Annotated in this window: 17 protein-coding genes; 10 read left to right on the top strand and 7 right to left on the bottom strand. The window is 61.1% G+C overall.

Annotation, left to right across the window (positions count from 1 at the left end; all coding sequences use genetic code 11):
- Window positions 1-56: 56 nt before the first annotated feature.
- Together GTP58_RS23115 and GTP58_RS23110 are read right to left on the bottom strand one after the other, a co-directional pair.
- Window positions 57-926 (bottom strand): pirin family protein, encoded by an 870-nt coding sequence (locus GTP58_RS23115; protein ID WP_161079453.1) that lies wholly within the window; start codon window positions 924-926, stop codon window positions 57-59.
- Between the two features lie 34 nt (window positions 927-960).
- A complete protein-coding gene (locus GTP58_RS23110) occupies window positions 961-1560 on the bottom strand; it encodes an FMN-dependent NADH-azoreductase (protein WP_072787505.1) in 600 nt (199 codons plus the stop codon).
- 118 nt (window positions 1561-1678) lie between these two features.
- Between GTP58_RS23110 and GTP58_RS23105 the strand changes: the two genes are divergently transcribed.
- A complete protein-coding gene (locus tag GTP58_RS23105) occupies window positions 1679-2578 on the top strand; it encodes a LysR family transcriptional regulator (RefSeq protein WP_161079452.1) in 900 nt (299 codons plus the stop codon).
- Between the two features lie 3 nt (window positions 2579-2581).
- On the opposite strand, the gene GTP58_RS23100 is transcribed toward GTP58_RS23105, so the two are convergent.
- Window positions 2582-2893 carry a hypothetical protein gene (locus GTP58_RS23100; protein ID WP_161079451.1) on the bottom strand — a complete coding sequence of 104 codons (312 nt, stop codon included), beginning with the start codon at window positions 2891-2893 and terminating at the stop codon, window positions 2582-2584.
- A 4-nt stretch (window positions 2894-2897) separates the two neighbouring features.
- Entirely contained in the window at window positions 2898-3743 is an 846-nt protein-coding gene (gene asd, locus GTP58_RS23095) for an archaetidylserine decarboxylase (protein WP_373924772.1), read from the bottom strand.
- A gap of 219 nt (window positions 3744-3962) precedes the next feature.
- On the opposite strand from asd, the gene GTP58_RS23090 reads away from it, so the two are divergent.
- The 7 genes from GTP58_RS23090 to GTP58_RS23060 all read left to right on the top strand — a co-directional run bounded on the left by GTP58_RS23090 (window position 3963) and on the right by GTP58_RS23060 (window position 12405).
- Window positions 3963-6182, top strand: a complete 2220-nt coding sequence (locus GTP58_RS23090) for a TonB-dependent siderophore receptor (protein ID WP_161079450.1) — start codon at window positions 3963-3965, stop codon at window positions 6180-6182.
- 114 nt (window positions 6183-6296) lie between these two features.
- Window positions 6297-6680 (top strand): hypothetical protein, encoded by a 384-nt coding sequence (locus GTP58_RS23085; protein ID WP_373924771.1) that lies wholly within the window; start codon window positions 6297-6299, stop codon window positions 6678-6680.
- Window positions 6677-9049: a GAF domain-containing protein gene (locus GTP58_RS23080; RefSeq protein ID WP_229215716.1), complete on the top strand. Its 2373-nt coding sequence runs from the start codon at window positions 6677-6679 to the stop codon at window positions 9047-9049. Before GTP58_RS23085 ends, GTP58_RS23080 begins: the two co-directional genes overlap by 4 nt.
- Window positions 9050-9964 carry a LysR family transcriptional regulator gene (locus tag GTP58_RS23075; protein ID WP_161079449.1) on the top strand — a complete coding sequence of 305 codons (915 nt, stop codon included), beginning with the start codon at window positions 9050-9052 and terminating at the stop codon, window positions 9962-9964.
- 142 nt (window positions 9965-10106) lie between these two features.
- A complete protein-coding gene (locus GTP58_RS23070) occupies window positions 10107-10397 on the top strand; it encodes an H-NS family nucleoid-associated regulatory protein (protein WP_072787499.1) in 291 nt (96 codons plus the stop codon).
- 261 nt (window positions 10398-10658) lie between these two features.
- Complete coding sequence (locus GTP58_RS23065; RefSeq protein ID WP_229215715.1) at window positions 10659-11756, top strand: amidohydrolase family protein; 1098 nt, start codon at window positions 10659-10661, stop codon at window positions 11754-11756.
- A 34-nt stretch (window positions 11757-11790) separates the two neighbouring features.
- Window positions 11791-12405 (top strand): LON peptidase substrate-binding domain-containing protein, encoded by a 615-nt coding sequence (locus tag GTP58_RS23060; RefSeq protein ID WP_161079447.1) that lies wholly within the window; start codon window positions 11791-11793, stop codon window positions 12403-12405.
- On the opposite strand, the gene GTP58_RS23055 is transcribed toward GTP58_RS23060, so the two are convergent.
- Both GTP58_RS23055 and trpS read right to left on the bottom strand, forming a co-directional pair.
- Window positions 12402-12662, bottom strand: coding sequence for a DUF1294 domain-containing protein (locus GTP58_RS23055; protein WP_229215730.1), 261 nt, complete (start codon window positions 12660-12662; stop codon window positions 12402-12404). The two genes, GTP58_RS23060 and GTP58_RS23055, sit on opposite strands and share 4 nt — an antisense overlap.
- Window positions 12663-12691: 29 nt before the next feature.
- A complete protein-coding gene (trpS, locus tag GTP58_RS23050) occupies window positions 12692-13741 on the bottom strand; it encodes a tryptophan--tRNA ligase (protein WP_161079446.1) in 1050 nt (349 codons plus the stop codon).
- A 275-nt stretch (window positions 13742-14016) separates the two neighbouring features.
- Between trpS and GTP58_RS23045 the strand changes: the two genes are divergently transcribed.
- Together GTP58_RS23045 and GTP58_RS23040 are read left to right on the top strand one after the other, a co-directional pair.
- Window positions 14017-14268 carry a hypothetical protein gene (locus GTP58_RS23045; protein WP_072787494.1) on the top strand — a complete coding sequence of 84 codons (252 nt, stop codon included), beginning with the start codon at window positions 14017-14019 and terminating at the stop codon, window positions 14266-14268.
- 41 nt (window positions 14269-14309) lie between these two features.
- Window positions 14310-16184: a CocE/NonD family hydrolase gene (locus GTP58_RS23040; protein WP_161079445.1), complete on the top strand. Its 1875-nt coding sequence runs from the start codon at window positions 14310-14312 to the stop codon at window positions 16182-16184.
- 5 nt (window positions 16185-16189) lie between these two features.
- On the opposite strand, the gene GTP58_RS23035 is transcribed toward GTP58_RS23040, so the two are convergent.
- A complete protein-coding gene (locus tag GTP58_RS23035; protein WP_373924770.1) occupies window positions 16190-16984 on the bottom strand; it encodes a substrate-binding periplasmic protein in 795 nt (264 codons plus the stop codon).

Raw genomic sequence — 16984 nt, 5'->3', positions numbered from 1 at the left:
GGGAGAGAAGTTCGGCAGCCGCAGGCGCTTGGTCGCGCCTGACGGCTGTTTGCTCTTTATGCCTGGGCTTCTTCGCCCAGTTTGCCGGCGCGGAAGTCTTCGACGGCGGCGAAGATTTCGGCCTGCGTGTTCATCACGAACGGACCATACTGTGCAATCGGCTCGTTCAGCGGCTGGCCGGCGATCAGGATAAAGCGGCTGGCTTCTTGCGCCTTCACGCTCACGCCATCCGCGCCTTGCGTGTTGGCCAGGATCGCCATGCGCCCCGACGCCACGGCCTTGTCACCCAATTCCACCGAACCGCGATAGGTGAAGATGAATGCGTTGTGACCTTCTGGCAGTACCTGGTCAAAGCTTGCGCCAGCTGGCAGATCGACGTCGATGTACAGCGGTTCGGTGACCTCGCGCTGCACCGCACCGTCCACGCCATGGCTACGGCCAGCGATCACCTTCACTTTGGCGCCAGTAGCAGTGGTGAACACCGGCACGTCCTCGCCATTGAAATCGCGATACCATGGTGCGCGCATCTTGTCCTTGGCCGGCAGGTTAAGCCACAGCTGGAAGCCTTCCATCACACCGTCTTCCTGCTCCGGCATTTCGGAGTGGATCACGCCGCGGCCTGCAGTCATCCATTGCACGCCGCCGTTGGTCAGCAAGCCTTCATTACCGGCGCTGTCCTTGTGGCGCATGCGGCCCTCGATCATATAAGTCACCGTCTCAAAGCCGCGATGTGGATGGCTAGGGAAACCGGCGATGTAATCGTTGGCCTGATCGCTGCCAAAATTATCCAGCATCAGGAACGGGTCCAGCCGGCGTTGCAGGGATTGGGTCAACACGCGGTTGATCTTCACGCCCGCGCCGTCCATCACGGCCTGGCCCTGGATGATGCGTTCTACACTGCGTGCATTTTTTACTTGATCGGTCATGTTGTTCTCCATTGAGTGACGCCGCTGGTTTGCATTACACCAGGATGGCGTTGATTTCTGCTTCTGCCTGCGCTTGTGCTTTCGCGACTGCTTCCGGCCCCATGCCCATGCCTTCGGCGAAGACGTACTGCACGTCGGTCAACCCCACAAAGTTCAGGAACATCTTGATGTGCGCCAGTTGGGTGTCGGTCGGTGCATCGCGATGCAGGCCGCCACGCGACAGTGCGACATAGACTTTTTTACCGTTCAGCAGACCGACAGGGCCGGTTGGGCCGTATTTGAAGGTCACGCCAGCGCGGGCAATCGCATCGAACCAGGTTTTGAGCTGGGCGGTGACACCAAAGTTGTAGGTCGGTGCGCCAATCACAATCACGTCAGCGGCTTGCACCTGGGCGATCAGTGCGTCGTCCAGCGCCACGCGGGCAGCCTGTTCGGCGGTGCGTTGATCGGCCGGGGTGAACAGTGCCTGCAGCGCTGGCTCGTCCAGTACCGGATGTGGCTGGGCGGCCAGATCGCGGCGGGCCAGGGTGGCGCCTGGGTTGGTGGCGCTGATTTTGGCAACCAGTGCGTCCGCCAGACGGGTGGATTCGGAACCGGTGCTACGGGCGCTGGAGTTGATTTGCAGGATGTTCATGGTAGTGCTCCTTCGTGTTTGGTTGAATGCTGCGTCGATGGAGTAACTTTAATCGTTTCAAATACCATGCGGAAGACGTTAAAATGGATAACATTAATCCATATATGGAACAATCATCATGGAAATCGACCCTGGCGACCTGCTTTTGTTCGCGCGCATCGTCGAATGCGGCAGTTTCAGCCTCGCGGCGGAGCGGGTGCAGCTGCCCAAATCCACCGTCTCGCGGCGCATCACGCTGCTGGAAGGCAAGCTGGGTGAACGCCTGCTCCAGCGCACCACACGCAAGCTGGTGCTGACCGAATTCGGCGCCAGCCTGCTGGAACATGCACGCAAAGTGGCAGATGAAACGGAAGCGGCGGGCGCGCTGGCGCAGCACCGGCAGGGCGCGCCGAGCGGGCTGCTGCGCGTATCGATGCCGGCTGACTTCGCCAACGTCTCGATGAGTACGGTGCTGGCCGAGTTCATGAACCGCTATCCGGCCATCTCGCTGGAACTGGACTTGTCGCCGCGCCGGGTGGATCTGGTGGCGGAAGGCTTTGACCTGGCCATCCGCATGGGCAGCCTGCCGGACGATACGACGCTGGCGGCAAGGCGCGTCACACTGAGCCGCATCGCGCTGTACGCCTCGCCCATCTACACCGCGATGCGCGGCCTGCCCGAGCATCCCGACGACCTGTTCAAGCACGATTTGCTGAGCCTGCCGCCACGGCTGAACGGCCTCATACGCTGGATGCTGCTACGTGGCAAAACAGAATGGGAGCGGGAACTGCCGGTCAGACTGCTGGCCAATTCGCCGGAGATGCTGGTGCGGATGGCCGCGACGGGCGTGGGCATTGCCGCGTCCACCGAAGTGTTCGCGCAGCAGTATCTGCAAACGGGAGAATTGGTGCGGGTGCTGCCCGAGTGGGCCTTCCCTACCGTGACAGGCTGGGCCGTGTTCCCAGGTCGCCGGCTGATGCCCGCAAAGACCCGGGTATTCCTCGACATGCTGGAGCAAAATTTTGCGCCGCGCAGCTAGTCCTTACAGCGAGCCGAGAATAAACCAGGGCACAACCAGCGTCGCTGCAACGGCGAAGCGCATGGCGCCGGTGAATCGGCCAGCTTGCTGATTGATCTTTCTGCTGACACTGATTGACCAGAGTGCTGCGATGCCGCCGACGATGGCAGCAAAGCCATAACTGTACATCGCCGCGAACATCTCGACGATGCCAGCGCCCTGGCTGTGGTACTGGTCGGCAGTGAGCCAGACATTCAAACAGGTCAGCCACAATGGCGTAATGCCCACCAGCATGGCCAGATTCAAGACAGTCAGGCTAGTAGGCTGCTGTTGCATCGGCTTATTTCAGATCGGCCATCTTTTCGCCGAGCTGCACCGGCGCGGCCGGCTGCCAGGCGGGATTAAACTTCAGCACATCCTTCTGGAACAGCATGACCACAGTCGAGCCGAGCAGGAAGCGGCCCAGCTCATCGCCTTTCTTCAGCACGATGTTCTTGTCGTCGTACTGCCACTCGGTCACTTGCGGCAGGCGCGGCGGATTGACGACGCCATGCCACACGGTGGCCATACTGCCGACGATGGTCGCGCCCACCAGCGTCATCACGAACGGGCCGTGGGCGGTATCGAACACACAGACCACGCGTTCGTTGCGAGCGAACAGGCCGGGAATGCCGCGCGCGGTGGTCGGGTTCACCGAGAACAGCTCGCCGGGCACGTAAATCATGCGCGTCAGCTTGCCATCGATGGGCATGTGGATGCGGTGATAGTCGCGCGGGCTCAGGTACAGATTGGCGAAACTGCCATGCTGGAATTGCCGGGCCAGTGCGGCATCGCCGCCGACCAGCGCGGTGGTGCTGAACTTGTGGCCCTTGGCCTGGAAAATCTGGTCATCTTCAATATCGCCGAACTGGCTGATGCGGCCATCGACCGGGCAAACGTAGGCGGCGTCGGCCAGCGGGCGGGCATCCGGGCGCAGGGCGCGCGTGAAGAACTCGTTAAACGTCTTGTAATTCTCGATATTCGGATCGAGCGCCTCGCCCATATTGACGTTATAGCGGCCCACGAACCAGCGGATCAGGCCCGTCGTCATATTGCCGGCCTTGGCGCCAGCGACACGGCCGGCGAGATTGGTCAGCGCGCTCTTCGGGAGCAAATATTGCGGCAAAACGGCAAGACGGTCGGACACGATAGCAATCCATACAAATTAACGATCGCGCATTATAGCGCCCCCACTCCGGGGTCAGGTCCGTCATTTCTACATGAGTTCGTGTAGAAATGACGGACCTGACCCCGGAGTTTATGAAATTACGCTAAACAGGGAGATTGCATTGTTAAATTCTGAACATTTTGAATAAATCAAGGCATAATGGCTGAGTTCGCACATCCTACAACTTGTTGAAATAGCATGACGCCGATTCGCCTGACGCCGCTTGCCGCCGCTTTTTCCCTTTGTTTTGCTGCCGCCACTGCGCGGGCGGAGGCGGACCAGCCCGCCAAGCCGGAGGCGACGCCGCCGATGCAGAAGGTGGAGATCAAGGGCGCGGCCGCCAAATATGATGCGCGCCGTGATGATACCGCTAGCAAGACGGTGGTCGGCAGTGAGGAAATCCAGAAGTATGGCGATACCTCGGTGGTGGATGTGCTCAAGCGCTTGCCCGGCATTACGGTGGGCGGTGCGGCCGGCCGTAGTGGTGGCGAGATTCGCATGCGCGGCCTCGGCGCCGGCTACACGCAGATTCTGATTAACGGTGAACGTGCCCCGGCGGGCTTTTCTATCGATTCGCTGGCGCCGGAGGTGATCGAGCGCATCGAGGTGCTGCGCGCTGCCAGCGCGGAGTTCAGCACGCAGTCGATCGCGGGCACTATCAATATCGTGTTGAAGAAGGCTTTGAAGTCCGCGCAGCATGAGCTGAAATTTGCCGGCGCCAAGGGCAACCGCTCCAGTTCGCCCAGCCTGAGTCTGCAGATGTCGGACAAGCTTGGCGCGACGTCGTATTCCTTTGGCGGCAATGCCTGGCGCTTCATGTATGACCGCATGACGCCGACCTGGGAACAGGGCGTTGATGCCGCCGGCACGCCGAATGTCGATCGTGCGCTGACCTGGCAGGATCAGGGCCGTGGCGATGGTTTCAATCTGTCGCCGCGCATTAACTGGACGCTGGAGAACGGCGATACCGTCACCTCGCAAAACTTCCTCAACTGGAACCGGTTTGCCAGTAATAGCCACAGCCGCACCAAGACGCTCATCAGCGCCGATCCTGGCCCGGACTATGATCGTATCGACAGCACCTACAGCAGCCACAATGTCTTCGGCCGTACCGACCTGAACTGGGTGCACAAGCTGGCGGAGGGCGCCAAGCTGGATCTCAAGGTCGCGCTCAGCGATGCCCATAACACGGCGGACTCCCTGCAACTCGGCGGTAACAAGGGCGAAGCGGCGACTCTGCTGCGCACCGTCACGTCGGAGAGTACGGAGCAGGGCTTCAGTACACAGGGCAAGTATTCCACGCCGTACACGTTCGGCAAACCGGTGGATGGCACGGAGGCGACTGAGCATTCCTTGTCCATGGGCTGGGATGCGGGGATCACCCAGCGCGACGATACCCGCATCCAGCGCGATGCCGATTTGCCCGGCAGTAAGCCGGACAACAGCGATGAAGGCTTTTCCGCCAAGGTCACGCGTCTGGCGTTGTTTGGCCAGGATGAGTGGAATATCACGCCGCTGTGGTCGGTCTATACGGGCGTGCGCTGGGAGGGCCTGGATACGCGCGCCGACAGCAGCGCCAGCGACGCGGTGCAAAACCGTTCCAGCGTGTTCAGTCCACTCATGCAGACGCTGCTCAAGCTGCCTAACAAGAAGGATCAGCTGCGTTTCGCCATCACGCGCACCTATAAGGCGCCGTCGACGTCCGCACTGATTCCGCGCAAGTTCACCTCGACCAACAACAGCCCGATCGAGCCTGACCGCCGCGGCAATCCCAATCTCAAGCCGGAACTGGCGCTGGGTCTGGACGCGTCGTTTGAACATTATTGGGGCGATGGCGGCCTGCTGAGCGCCAGCGCGTCGGTGCGCCGGATTGAGAATTACACCCATCAGGGGCTGTTCTATGAAGACAAGCGCTGGATTTCGTCCGCGATTAATGATGGCCGCGCCGAAACGCGCGGGATCGAGCTGGAAGCCAAGCTGCCGGCCAGTGTGCTGATGGACAATGCACCCAAGCTGGATCTGCGTGCCAGCGTCAGCCGTAACTGGTCGCGCGTGGATACGGTGCCTGGCCCGGACAACCGCCTGGACCAGCAGGTGCCGCTCAGCGCCACGCTGGGTGTCGACTATAAAACGCCGGATGGCCAGCTCAGTACCGGCAGCAATTTCAGTTTCCGCAACGGCGGGCTGGCCCGGCTCAGCGGCACGCAGGGCGGCTACACCTCGGTGCGCCGCGATCTGGACGTGTATGCGTTGTGGAAGCTGGACCCGCAGAACAGTCTGCGGGTGGCGGTGTCCAATCTGCTGGCGCAGGACTATGTCACTGAAAGCCTGTACAGCGACACCAGCGGCACCTTGAACCGGAGCACTGTGGCCAGCGGCGAAGCCCAGCTGCGTGTCACGGTGGAGACGCGCTTCTGAGGGTGGTATGATTTCCACGGTGAATACTCTTGCCGTGGGAATATCCTGAAAACGCCTGACGCCACCGATACTCTCCAGCCCGACGACGCGAGTCTGCGCCTGGCGCTGGCCGAGGTGCGGGATTTACAGCGCACCGTGGTGGCCTTGCGCTCAGCGCTGGAACAGGCGCATCAGGATCGGCAGCGCGAGACGCAGGATGCGCTGTCGTCCGCTTACAACGAATCCCAGCAGATTCGCGCCACAGTCGGTTCGCTGCGCACGGTGCTGGAGCAGGCGCAGGCCGAGAAGGAATTGGCGGTCAAGTCTGCGGTCGTCTCTGCCCAGGGCGAAATTACGCAGCTGCGCGACACGGTCACGGCGTTGCGCATGAGCCTGGAGCGGGCGGCGCAAGAGCAGGCGGATGCCGTGCAGGCGCTCACCACCGCCCACTATGCCGAGATCGCCCAGCTGCACGAGACGATCCGCGCGCTCAGGACAACGCTGGAGGCCGGGGCATGATGGAGAGCGACAAAGCGCCGCCCGGCGCGCGCACCAGCCGCGCCGCACGCTCTGGCAAGCCGGCCAGGTCTGCTGCCAGTGCTGCCGGTGCTGCCAATGCCGGCAGCGGCGAAGTCGCCACCGCAGGCGCCCAGCGCAAGCGTCTGCGCCAGGTGGAGCTGTTGCTGGAAGTCTCGCGCCGCATGGCAGCTTACGATACGCTGGATGAAATCCTCACCGCGCTGGTCGAGGTCACGACCGACGAGCTGGATGCGGAACGCGGCACGCTGTTCCTGAACGATGCTGAAACCGGCGAACTGTTTTCCCGTATCGCACAAGGCAACATCCAGCGCGAGATCCGTTTTTTGAACCATACCGGCATCGCCGGCCACGTTTTCACCACGGGGGAGGCGGTCATCATCGCTGATGCCTACGCTGATCCGCGCTTCAACCGCTCGATCGACGAGCAGACCGGTTTCGTCACGCGTAACATTCTGTGCGTGCCGATCAAGACGGTGAAGGGCGAAGTGATAGGCGTGTCGCAGACGCTGAACAAGCGGCGCGGCAAATTCACGCGCGGCGACCTGCAGTTGCTGGAGGCGTTGACCACGCAAGGTACGCTGGCGCTGCAAAGCGCGCGCTTCCTGGAGAGCATGAAGAAGATCCGTCGCCAGGAGATGGAGTTCATCGATGTGGTGTCGGAAGTCACGGCTGATATCAAACTGGGTTCGCTGCTGCAAAAGGTGATGGGCGAGGCGACGCGCCTGCTCAACGCCGAGCGCTCCACGCTGTTCCTCAACGATGAGAAGACCAGCGAGCTGTGGTCGGAAGTGGGGCAGGGGCTGGAGTCGCTGCAAATCCGCCTGCCCAACAACGCCGGTATCGCCGGTGCGGTGTTCACGTCGGGGAAGACGATCAATATTCCCTACGCCTACGCGGACCTGCGCTTCAATCCGGCGTTTGACAAGCGTACCGGGTATTTCACGCGCTCGATATTGTGCGTCCCGATTGTCAACAAGGCGGGCAAGATCATCGGCGTGACGCAGGTGCTGAACAAGCGCGGCGGCCCTTTCAGCATGGAGGATGAATCGCGCCTGCGTGCTTTCACCGCGCAGATCTCGATTGCGCTGGAAAATGCCAAGCTGTTCGCGGACGTCCAGCAGATCAAGAACTACAACGAGGCGATGCTGGAGTCGATGTCCAACGGCGTCATCACGCTCGATGGTGCGGAGAAGATCGTCACCTGCAATGCGGCGGGCTTGCGTATCCTGCGCACCAGCGCTGCCAATATTGTCGGCCGTGCGGCGGACCAGTTCTTCGGCGGCGCCAATACCTGGATGCTGGAGAAGCTGCGCCGCGTGGAGGCCAGTGAAGCGGCCGAGCATCTGATGGATGTGGAGCTCATGGTGGACGATGAACCACGCTCCGTCAATCTCAGTGTGCAGCCCTTGCTGTCGATGGAGAAGAAGCGTATCGGCTGGATGCTGATGATCGAGGACATCTCCAGCGAGAAGCGCCTGCGCTCCACCATGTCGCGCTATATGGACCCCGGCATCGCCGACCAGATGGTGGCGAATGGCGCGGAAATGTTGGGCGGTAAAAACGTGCCGGCCACCGTGCTGTTTTCGGATATCCGCAGCTTTACCACGATTACCGAGCAGCTGGGCGCGCAGGGCACGGTGAGCATGCTGAATGAATACTTCACGCTCATGGTCGATTGCATCCAGCGCGAGGAGGGCATGCTGGATAAATTCATCGGCGACGCCATCATGGCGGCGTTTGGCATTCCGGTCGGCCATGAGGACGATCCGGACCGCGCCGTGCGGACCGCCATCGCCATGGTGAATGAGCTGCGCAACTGGAATCAGGCGCGGGCGGGCGAGGGCAAGCCGCCGGTGGAAATTGGCATCGGCCTCAATACTGACCTGGTGGTGTCGGGGAATATCGGTTCGAAGAAGCGCATGGATTACACCATCATCGGCGATGGCGTGAACCTGGCGGCGCGGCTGGAATCGGCCTGCAAGCAGTATGGTGCGCGTATTCTCATCAGCGAATTTACTTATCGGGCGCTGCGCGGCACCTACCGTACGCGCGAGGTGGATATCGTGGTGGTCAAGGGCAAGACCAGGCCGGTGTCGATTTACGAGGTGCTGGATTATCACAATGACGACAGCTATCCCGCGCTGGCCGAAGCCATGGGCATTTTCCGCAACGGCCTGCAAAGCTACCGCAAGCGCAACTGGCTGGCAGCCGGCAAACTGTTTGAGGAAGTGCTGGCCTTGAATCCGCGCGATGACGTGGCCCAGCTGTATGTGGACCGTTGCCGGCACATGGAGCGCCATCCCCCGCCTGCGGACTGGGACGGCAGCTTCGTCATGGAATCCAAGTGAATGAAGATACCCCGGAGCACACTGGAGCAATGGCAGGTATTGCAGGCCATCGTTGAATGCGGCGGCTATGCGCAAGCGGCGGAGGCGCTGCACCGTAGCCAGTCCTCGGTCAGCTATATGGTGGCCAAGCTGCAGGAGCAGCTGGGGGTGGAGCTGCTGGAAATCGATGGCCGGCGCGCACGGTTGACCAAAAATGGCGAGGCACTGCTAAGCAAGGCGCGCGAGCTACTGGGCGATGCGTTTCAGCTGGAGCAGCTGGCCAGCAGCCTGGTTGAGGGCTGGGAGCCGCAGGTCAGTATCGCCGTGGACAGCCTGTTCCCGGTCGAGTTGCTGGTGCAGGTGCTGCGGGATTTTGAGCCCTGGGCCAAACACACGCGCGTCAACCTGGAAGAAACGGTGTTGTCCGGCTCGGAAGATGCGCTGCTTGAAAAACGCGTGGATATTGGCATTGTCAGCCGCATTCCCTCCGGTTTTCTCGGCGATGCGCTAATGGATATTGAATTTGTCGCGGTCGCCCATCCCTGCCATCCATTGCATGCGCTGGGGCGTCAACTGGAAATGGATGATTTAAGCCGCAATTTGCATATTGTGGTGCGGGATTCGGGCACATTGAATCCACGCGATCACGGCTGGCTGAATAGTAATCAGCGCTGGAGTGTTACCAGTCCGCATACGCGGCTGGAAATGATTTGTAACGGCATAGGCTTTGGCTGGCTGGCCGAACACAAAATCCAGAAGCAGCTGGAGCAGGGCTTACTCAAACCCTTGCCATTGCGCGTGGGGCAGCGGCGTAAATTATCTTTATCACTTGTGGTTGCCAATCCTGAATTAGCGGGACCGGCGACCTGCCGGCTGGCTAATTTAATCAGAAATGTGGTCAAAGAGGGAATACAGCTACGGCCGCTATGCGAATGAATAACAGTTGTGGAAAATATTCATTTTTATCGCTATATTGGTATTTAGCTGGATATATGTGGAATATTCTGGCGAAGGTATGGTAAATTGCGCCTATCAAATCTCACAGAATCTCACTCCCCCAACGATCAAAGGAATTAAGATGACGACCTACCAGGAATACAAGGCAAAGATCGCCGAACTGGAAAATCTGGCGGAATCCGCTCGTAAAAACGAAATTTCGCAAGCCAAAGAAAAAGTCGCTGCCATCATGCGTGAGCACGGTCTGACCGTTGCTGATCTGGGCGGTGTGGCCAAGGTAAAGACCTCGAAGCCGCGCGCTCCGGTGCCGACCAAGTACCGCGATGACGCAACCGGCCAGACCTGGACCGGCCGTGGCCGCGCGCCAAAATGGCTGGAAGGTAAGAACAAAGACGATTATCTGATTAAGTAATTTCGTATTAAAAGCTGGTACATCGGGGTTTATATTCATAAACCCGGTACCAGCTTTTTTCTTTTTGGGGCGCACTGTATGAAGCGTGGCCGCATTGCTGTCTTATTTCCACTGTTAATCGGTATATTCCCGCTAGCCGCTCAGGCGGCAGATACGCTGTTAAGCCCGGCCCGGGTGTGGACCGGCGAAGGCCAGCCGCATATGGATTGGGCTGTGCTTATCCATAATGACAAGATTGCAGCAGTCGGCCCCGCAGACAAAATGAATATCCCGGCTGGCGCCGAACGTATCGCGCTGCCGGATACCACGCTGATCCCCGGATTAATGGATTTGCACTCGCATGTGCTGCTCCATCCTTATAACGAAACTTCTTGGGATGACCAGGTCTTAAAGGAACAGGTCGAATACCGCACCTTGCTGGCTGGGCGTCATGCCGCCGCAACTTTACAGGCGGGATTTACCACACTGCGCGATCTGGGCACCGAAGGCGCGCTGTATGCTGATGTCGCCATTAAAAAGGCGATTAATGACGGCGTGATCCCCGGACCGCGTTTATTTATTGCGACCCGCGCGATTGTGGCCAGCGGCAGTTATGGCCCGTCGCCGCGCAGCTACCGCGCGGACGTGGATTTGCCCAAGGGCGCGCAGGAAGCCAGTGGTGTGGAGGAAGTGGTCAAGGCGGTCCGCGAGCAGGGCGCGCGCGGTGCGGACTGGATCAAGGTGTATGCCGACTACCGCACCGGCGCCGACGGTAGCGCGCACGCCACGTTCTCGCAAGCCGAGCTGAATGCGCTGGTGCAGACTGCGCATGAATCGGGACGCAAGGTGGCGGCCCATGCCAGCACCGACGAAGGCATGCGCCGCGCGGCGCTGGCTGGTGTCGATACCATCGAGCATGGCTATGGCGGCAGCGAGACCACCTTCAGGCTGCTGGCCGAACGCCATGTGGCCTACTTCCCGACACTGACCGCGCCGGAGGCGACCAGCGAATACTTCCAGAAATATCAGCGTGGCGCGGCGCCCACGCCGTCCATGCAGGCGGCGGCGCGCGCATTCCAGCTGGCGCGCAAGCTGGGCGTCATCATCGGTAATGGCAGTGATGTGGGCGTGTTCGCGCATGGCGATAATGCGCGCGAGCTGGAATGGATGGTGCGGCTGGGCATGCCGCCGGTCGAGGCTTTGCGCGCGGCTACCGTGGTGAACGCGGCGGTGCTCGGGCAGTCAGGCACGCTGGGCCAGATCCGCCCCGGCTATCTGGCCGACGTGGTGGCGGTGCAGGGCGACCCGACGCAGGACATTGCAGTTCTTCGCAAAGTGCAATTTGTCATGAAGGATGGAACGATTTTCCGGCGGCCATGAACCGATCTGGTGCATTTCATGAGATGATAGCGAAATGCCATCGATACCCCTTTTTCCGCTGAAAACGATTCTGTTTCCTGACGGTCACCTGCCGTTGCAGGTGTTTGAAGTTCGCTACCTTGACCTGGTCAAACGCTGCATCGCCAAGGGCGAAGAGTTTGGCGTTGTTTCGCTGCTCGATGGCAGCGAGGTGCGTGTGCCGGACCAGCACGAAACCCTGTCCGGCTGCGGCACCATGGCGCGCATCCTCGACTGGAGCGCGCCGTTGCCTGGCCTGCTGCAAATCTCCTGCATCGGTACGACGCGCTTTCAGATCAAGTCTGCCGAGCAGCTCAAGCACGGCTTGTGGATGGCCGAGGTGGAGGAGGTGGCCGAAGACATGGTCGTGCCCATCCCGAGCGAGCAGCAGGACGTGGCCAACGCCTTGGGCGCGTTGATACGTTCGCTGCAAAAGAAGCAGATCTCCACCGCGAATATGTCGCTGGCGCCGCCTTACCGGCTGGACGAAGCGGGCTGGGTGGCCAACCGCTGGTGCGAGCTGCTGCGGCTGGATATGGAAGAGAAGCAGCGCCTGCTGCTGCAGGAAAATCCCGTGCTGCGCCTGGAACTGGTGCAGGATGTGCTGAGCGAGAACGGCCTGCTCGATTAGCCGGCCGATGCCGCGTACTGCACCAGCAGCGCGGCAGTGGCCACATTCAGCGCCACGGTAATCCAGAACCGGATGCGGAAGCTGGTCTTGCTGGTTTTATGGCGCAGCCATTGCTGCGCCAGCAGCCCGCCGGGCCAGCCGCAGCAAAAGCCCAGCAACAGCAAGGCGTTCTCCGAAATGCGCTGGCGCTGGTGCACGGCGGCCGACTTGTCGACCGCGTAGGTGATGAAGCAGGCTACGCTGGCGACGCCGTACAGCGACGCCAGCCACAGTAGCGTGAGCGCGATCAGAAGTAGCTCAGTCCGAGCGCGGCCTTCACTTCGTCCGCGGTCTGGGCGGCCACTTCACGCGCGCGCAGCGTGCCTTCTTTCAGCATCTGCATGATGTAGCCCTTGTCCTGCGCCAGTTCTTCGCGGCGCGCGCGGATCGGCGCCAGCATTTCCTGCAGCACCAGTTCCAGACGCTTCTTGACGATGGAGTCGCCCAGGCCGCCGCGCACGTAGTGGGCTTTCATTTCTTCCAGCTTATCCTTTTCAGGATCGAAGGCATCCAGGTAGATGAAGGCGACATTGCCTTCCAGGTGGCCAGGATCTTCCACGCGCAGGTGCAGCGGGTCGGTGTAGACCTTCTTCACGGCGGCGGTGATTTCGGCCGCGCTGGAACCCAGGTTGATGGTGTTGCCCAGCGATTTGCTCATCTTGGCTTTGCCGTCGATGCCTGGCAGGCGGCCGATGTCCGGCACCAGCGCCTTGCACTCGACCAGGATTTCCTTGTCGGCGATGCGGTTGAAGCGGCGCACGATCTCGTTGGTCTGTTCGATCATCGGGATCTGGTCTTCACCCACCGGCACCAGCGTGGCCTTGAAGGCCGAGATGTCGGCGGCCTGCGAGGCCGGGTAGGTCAGGAAGCCGGCCGGGATATCGCGCTCGAAGCCGCGCAGGGCGATCTCGGTCTTCACGGTCGGATTGCGCTCGAGACGGGCGACGGTGACCATGTTGAGGTAGTAGAAGGTCAGCTCGGCCAGTTCCGGGATCTGCGACTGGATCAGGATGGTGGATTTGGTCGGATCGATGCCGACGGCCAGGTAGTCCAGCGCCACTTCCACCACGTTGCGGTGCACCTTGTTGGTGTCGTCCATATTGTCGGTCAGCGCTTGCGAGTCGGCCAGCATGATGAACTGCTTGTATTCGTGCTGGTACTGCACGCGGTTGCGCAGGCTGCCGACGTAATGGCCGAGGTGCAGCGGACCGGTAGGACGGTCGCCGGTCAGGATGATCTGCGGGCCTTTCGGGGCGGTGGCGACGGCTTCGGTATTGGACTGTTCAGGCAAACTCATCAGGGTTCCTTTGCGTTACCCCGGTCCAGCGCGCACATAATAAAAACGCCACCAGACAAGGGCGGCGTTGATAAAAATATCACATCACTATGGGTAGACAGTGGCCGCTTGCGCTAGGAGCGGCGCCAATACGTGCAGACGTGAAGTGGGGCGAAAAAAATCATGGCCGTATGGTTGCAGGTCGTGGCCTGTCTGTCAAGGTGCTGTGCGGCCGCGAAACGCTGCGGTGACGCGGAACTATAGTGCGCATCCAGGGTCCAACTCAGGAGGGCGAGATGCCTGACAATTTCGATTCGGTAGCGTTTATGGACACTTTGATTGAAGGCGGCTTTCCTGAAAAGCAAGCCAAAGCGCTGGCGTCGGCGCTGTTTCAGCTGATCGACAGTCAGCTGGTCACAAAAAGTTATCTGGATTTACGCCTGGCGCAGGATCTGGCGCGACTGAAGAGTGAACTGCTGCAATGGGTTTTCGGCTTGCTTATCGTGCAGACCGGGATGACGGCGGTCCTCTTTAAACTCCTGCATTAATGGTAGGATTGCTCCTTTGGAAGTCTTCCTCTGGAGTTCATATGCGTCGTACCGTGGTTGCTGCATTGCTTGCCCTGTCTTTCCCCGTATTTGCGCAGACGCCGGCCATGGCGCCGGACATCCCCGCCAAGTTCGATACGACCGTTCCCGAGGCCGACTACATCAAGCGCGAAGTGATGATACCGATGCGCGACGGCGTCAAGCTGCACACCGTCATCGTGATCCCCAAAGGCGCCCAGCATGCGCCCATGGTCCTGACCCGCACGCCGTACAACGCCAGCGGCCGCGCCAGCCGCAATACCAGCCCGAGCATGCAGGCCACGGTCGGCCAGGGCGACGAGGTCATGGTCGGCGAAGGCTACATCCGCGTATTCCAGGACGTGCGCGGCAAATACGGCTCGGAAGGCGATTACGTGATGACCCGCCCGCTGATCGGCCCACTCAACAACACCCGCACCGACCACTCCACCGATGCCTGGGACACCATCGACTGGCTGGTCAAGAACACGCCCGAATCCAATGGCAAGGTCGGCATGATCGGTTCGTCCTACGAGGGCTTCACCGTGCTCATGGCGCTGGTCAATCCGCACCCGGCGCTCAAAGCTGCCGTGCCGATGAGCCCCATGGTCGACGGCTGGCGTGGCGACGACTGGTTCCACAACGGCGCTTTCCGCCTGCCCAACCTGAGCTACATCGCCGGCCAGACTGCCGCCAAAGGCGGCGGCAAGCAATTGGCCACCGGCGTGTATGACGATTACGATGGCGTGCTGCGCGCCGGTTCGGTGTCCACGTACGCCGCGCAATTCGGCCTCGACAAGCTCAACTACACCAAAAAACTGTTCGAGCATCCGGCCTACGACAGCTACTGGCAGCACCAGGCGCTGGATAAAATCCTTGCCGGGCGCGATCTGAAAGTGCCGACCATGACCGTGGTGGGCTACTGGGACCAGGAAGACATCTACGGCGCCTACGCCGTCTACCGCGCGCTGGAGCCGAAGGACAGCGCCAACAACAAGAACTTCCTGGTAGTGGGGCCGTGGCGCCACAGCGGCGTCAATTACGACGGCTCCAGCCTCGGCGTGTTCAAGTTCACCGGCGACACCGCGCTGGAGTTCCGCCGCGACTACATGCAGCCTTTCCTCGATCAATACCTCCGGGACGGCGCGCCTGCTGCCGATACGCCGCCCGTGCTGTTCTACCAGACCGGCGTCAATCGCTGGCAAAAGCTGCCGCAATGGCCGGTGGCGCAAACGCTCACGCCGATCTATCTGCAGGACGGCTTCAAGCTGGGCTTCGCTGCACCGAAGGATAGCGTCGCCTATGACGAATACGTGTCCGACCCGGCCAAGCCGGTGCCGTTCGTTCCGCGTCCGGTGCGTATGGGCGATGGCAATGTGTGGCGTCCGTGGCTGGTCAGCGACCAGCGCGCCGTGTCTGACCGCACCGATGTGCTGACCTACACCACCGAGCCGCTGAAGACCCGGGTGCAGATCGCCGGCCAGCCAATGGTCAACCTGTACGCCTCCACCACCGGCACCGATGCAGACTGGGTGGTGAAGCTGATTGACGTGTATCCGGATGAAGTGCCGTCGCAACCGGAGCTGGGCGGCTACCAGTTGGGCATCGCCATGGACATCTTCCGCGGCCGCTACCGCAACAGCCTGGAGACGCCATCACCGATTCCGGCCAATGCCGTCGAGCGCTACCGCTTTGCGCTGCCGAACGCCAACCACGTGTTCCTGCCGGGCCACCGCATCATGGTGCAGGTGCAGTCCAGCTGGTTCCCGCTGTATGACCGCAATCCGCAGACCTATGTGCCGAACATCTTCTACGCCAAGCCGGCCGATTACCAGAAGGCGACGCTGAAGGTGTTCCACAACAGTGCCGTGGAGCTGCCGCTGGTTGAAGTGAAATAAGCGGACTAACGCGCGCGGACGCTGTCGTTCAGCACGTCCGCGCGGAAGTAGTGCAGATAGCCTTCCATGATCTGGTTGGACTTGCCGGCCTTGTCCAGCGCCTCACGCAAGGCGGCCTGGTCTTCCGGCTTGAGCTTGTGCGAGATGTAGGCGCCGCTCTGCTGCCAGGGCAGTTCCGCTATCGCCTCCGCCTTCAGCTTTTCCTGCAGGCCGTGCACGCGCTGGTCGCGGCGGATGGCGCCGGCCATCAGCGTCGGCCCCATGATGGTGACGTCGGCCGACCCCGCGTGCAGCAGCCGCGCCACCGCAATCACATCGACTTCCACGAACAGGCGTCCCTGCTTGCCCAGTTCATCGACGAGCGCCGTGTAGTGCTCGCCGTAGTCAAAGCCGCGCACCACGGCCACGCGCAGGTCGCGCCGCGCCAGCAGATCATGCGCGCTGGTGATCGGCGCGCGGCCGCTGTTCACTGAAATCAGCATGGCGCGGTGATTGATCATGGGGATGAAGGTGCCGGCCTTGTCGCGTGCTGCCGTGCGCGAAGCCGGCGCCAGCACGTCGGCCGATCCAGACGTGAACATGGCCACCTGGCGCGCACGCGGCACCACCGTAAACGCAAACTGGCAGCCGGCCTTGGCGCCTATCGCGCGCAGCAGGTCGGGATAGATGCCTTTGATATTCTGGCCATCGACGATGACGCTGGCGCCGTTGGCCGACACCGGCACCATCACTTCGCGCGTGCAGCCCGCAATGGCATTATGCGCCAGCAGGCTGGCGGCAAGCAGCAGCAATCCTTTCAC

The sequence above is a fragment of the Duganella sp. CY15W genome (assembly GCF_009857555.1).
Taxonomy (GTDB): Bacteria; Pseudomonadota; Gammaproteobacteria; order Burkholderiales; family Burkholderiaceae_D; genus Rugamonas; species Rugamonas sacchari.
The sequence above is the reverse complement of the archived record's forward strand: the minus strand, read 5'-3'. Positions and strand labels throughout refer to the sequence as shown.

Excerpts from the sequence above, each read along its gene's own strand:
- GTP58_RS23115 (WP_161079453.1), bottom strand. The coding sequence starts at position 926 with ATGACCGATCAAGTAAAAAATGCACGCAGTGTAGAACGCATCATCCAG.
- GTP58_RS23110 (WP_072787505.1), bottom strand. The coding sequence starts at position 1,560 with ATGAACATCCTGCAAATCAACTCCAGCGCCCGTAGCACCGGTTCCGAA.
- GTP58_RS23105 (WP_161079452.1), top strand. The coding sequence starts at position 1,679 with ATGGAAATCGACCCTGGCGACCTGCTTTTGTTCGCGCGCATCGTCGAA.
- GTP58_RS23100 (WP_161079451.1), bottom strand. The coding sequence starts at position 2,893 with ATGCAACAGCAGCCTACTAGCCTGACTGTCTTGAATCTGGCCATGCTG.
- GTP58_RS23090 (WP_161079450.1), top strand. The coding sequence starts at position 3,963 with ATGACGCCGATTCGCCTGACGCCGCTTGCCGCCGCTTTTTCCCTTTGT.
- GTP58_RS23080 (WP_229215716.1), top strand. The coding sequence starts at position 6,677 with ATGATGGAGAGCGACAAAGCGCCGCCCGGCGCGCGCACCAGCCGCGCC.
- GTP58_RS23075 (WP_161079449.1), top strand. The coding sequence starts at position 9,050 with ATGAAGATACCCCGGAGCACACTGGAGCAATGGCAGGTATTGCAGGCC.
- GTP58_RS23070 (WP_072787499.1), top strand. The coding sequence starts at position 10,107 with ATGACGACCTACCAGGAATACAAGGCAAAGATCGCCGAACTGGAAAAT.
- GTP58_RS23065 (WP_229215715.1), top strand. The coding sequence starts at position 10,659 with ATGAATATCCCGGCTGGCGCCGAACGTATCGCGCTGCCGGATACCACG.
- GTP58_RS23060 (WP_161079447.1), top strand. The coding sequence starts at position 11,791 with ATGCCATCGATACCCCTTTTTCCGCTGAAAACGATTCTGTTTCCTGAC.
- trpS (WP_161079446.1), bottom strand. The coding sequence starts at position 13,741 with ATGAGTTTGCCTGAACAGTCCAATACCGAAGCCGTCGCCACCGCCCCG.
- GTP58_RS23045 (WP_072787494.1), top strand. The coding sequence starts at position 14,017 with ATGCCTGACAATTTCGATTCGGTAGCGTTTATGGACACTTTGATTGAA.
- GTP58_RS23040 (WP_161079445.1), top strand. The coding sequence starts at position 14,310 with ATGCGTCGTACCGTGGTTGCTGCATTGCTTGCCCTGTCTTTCCCCGTA.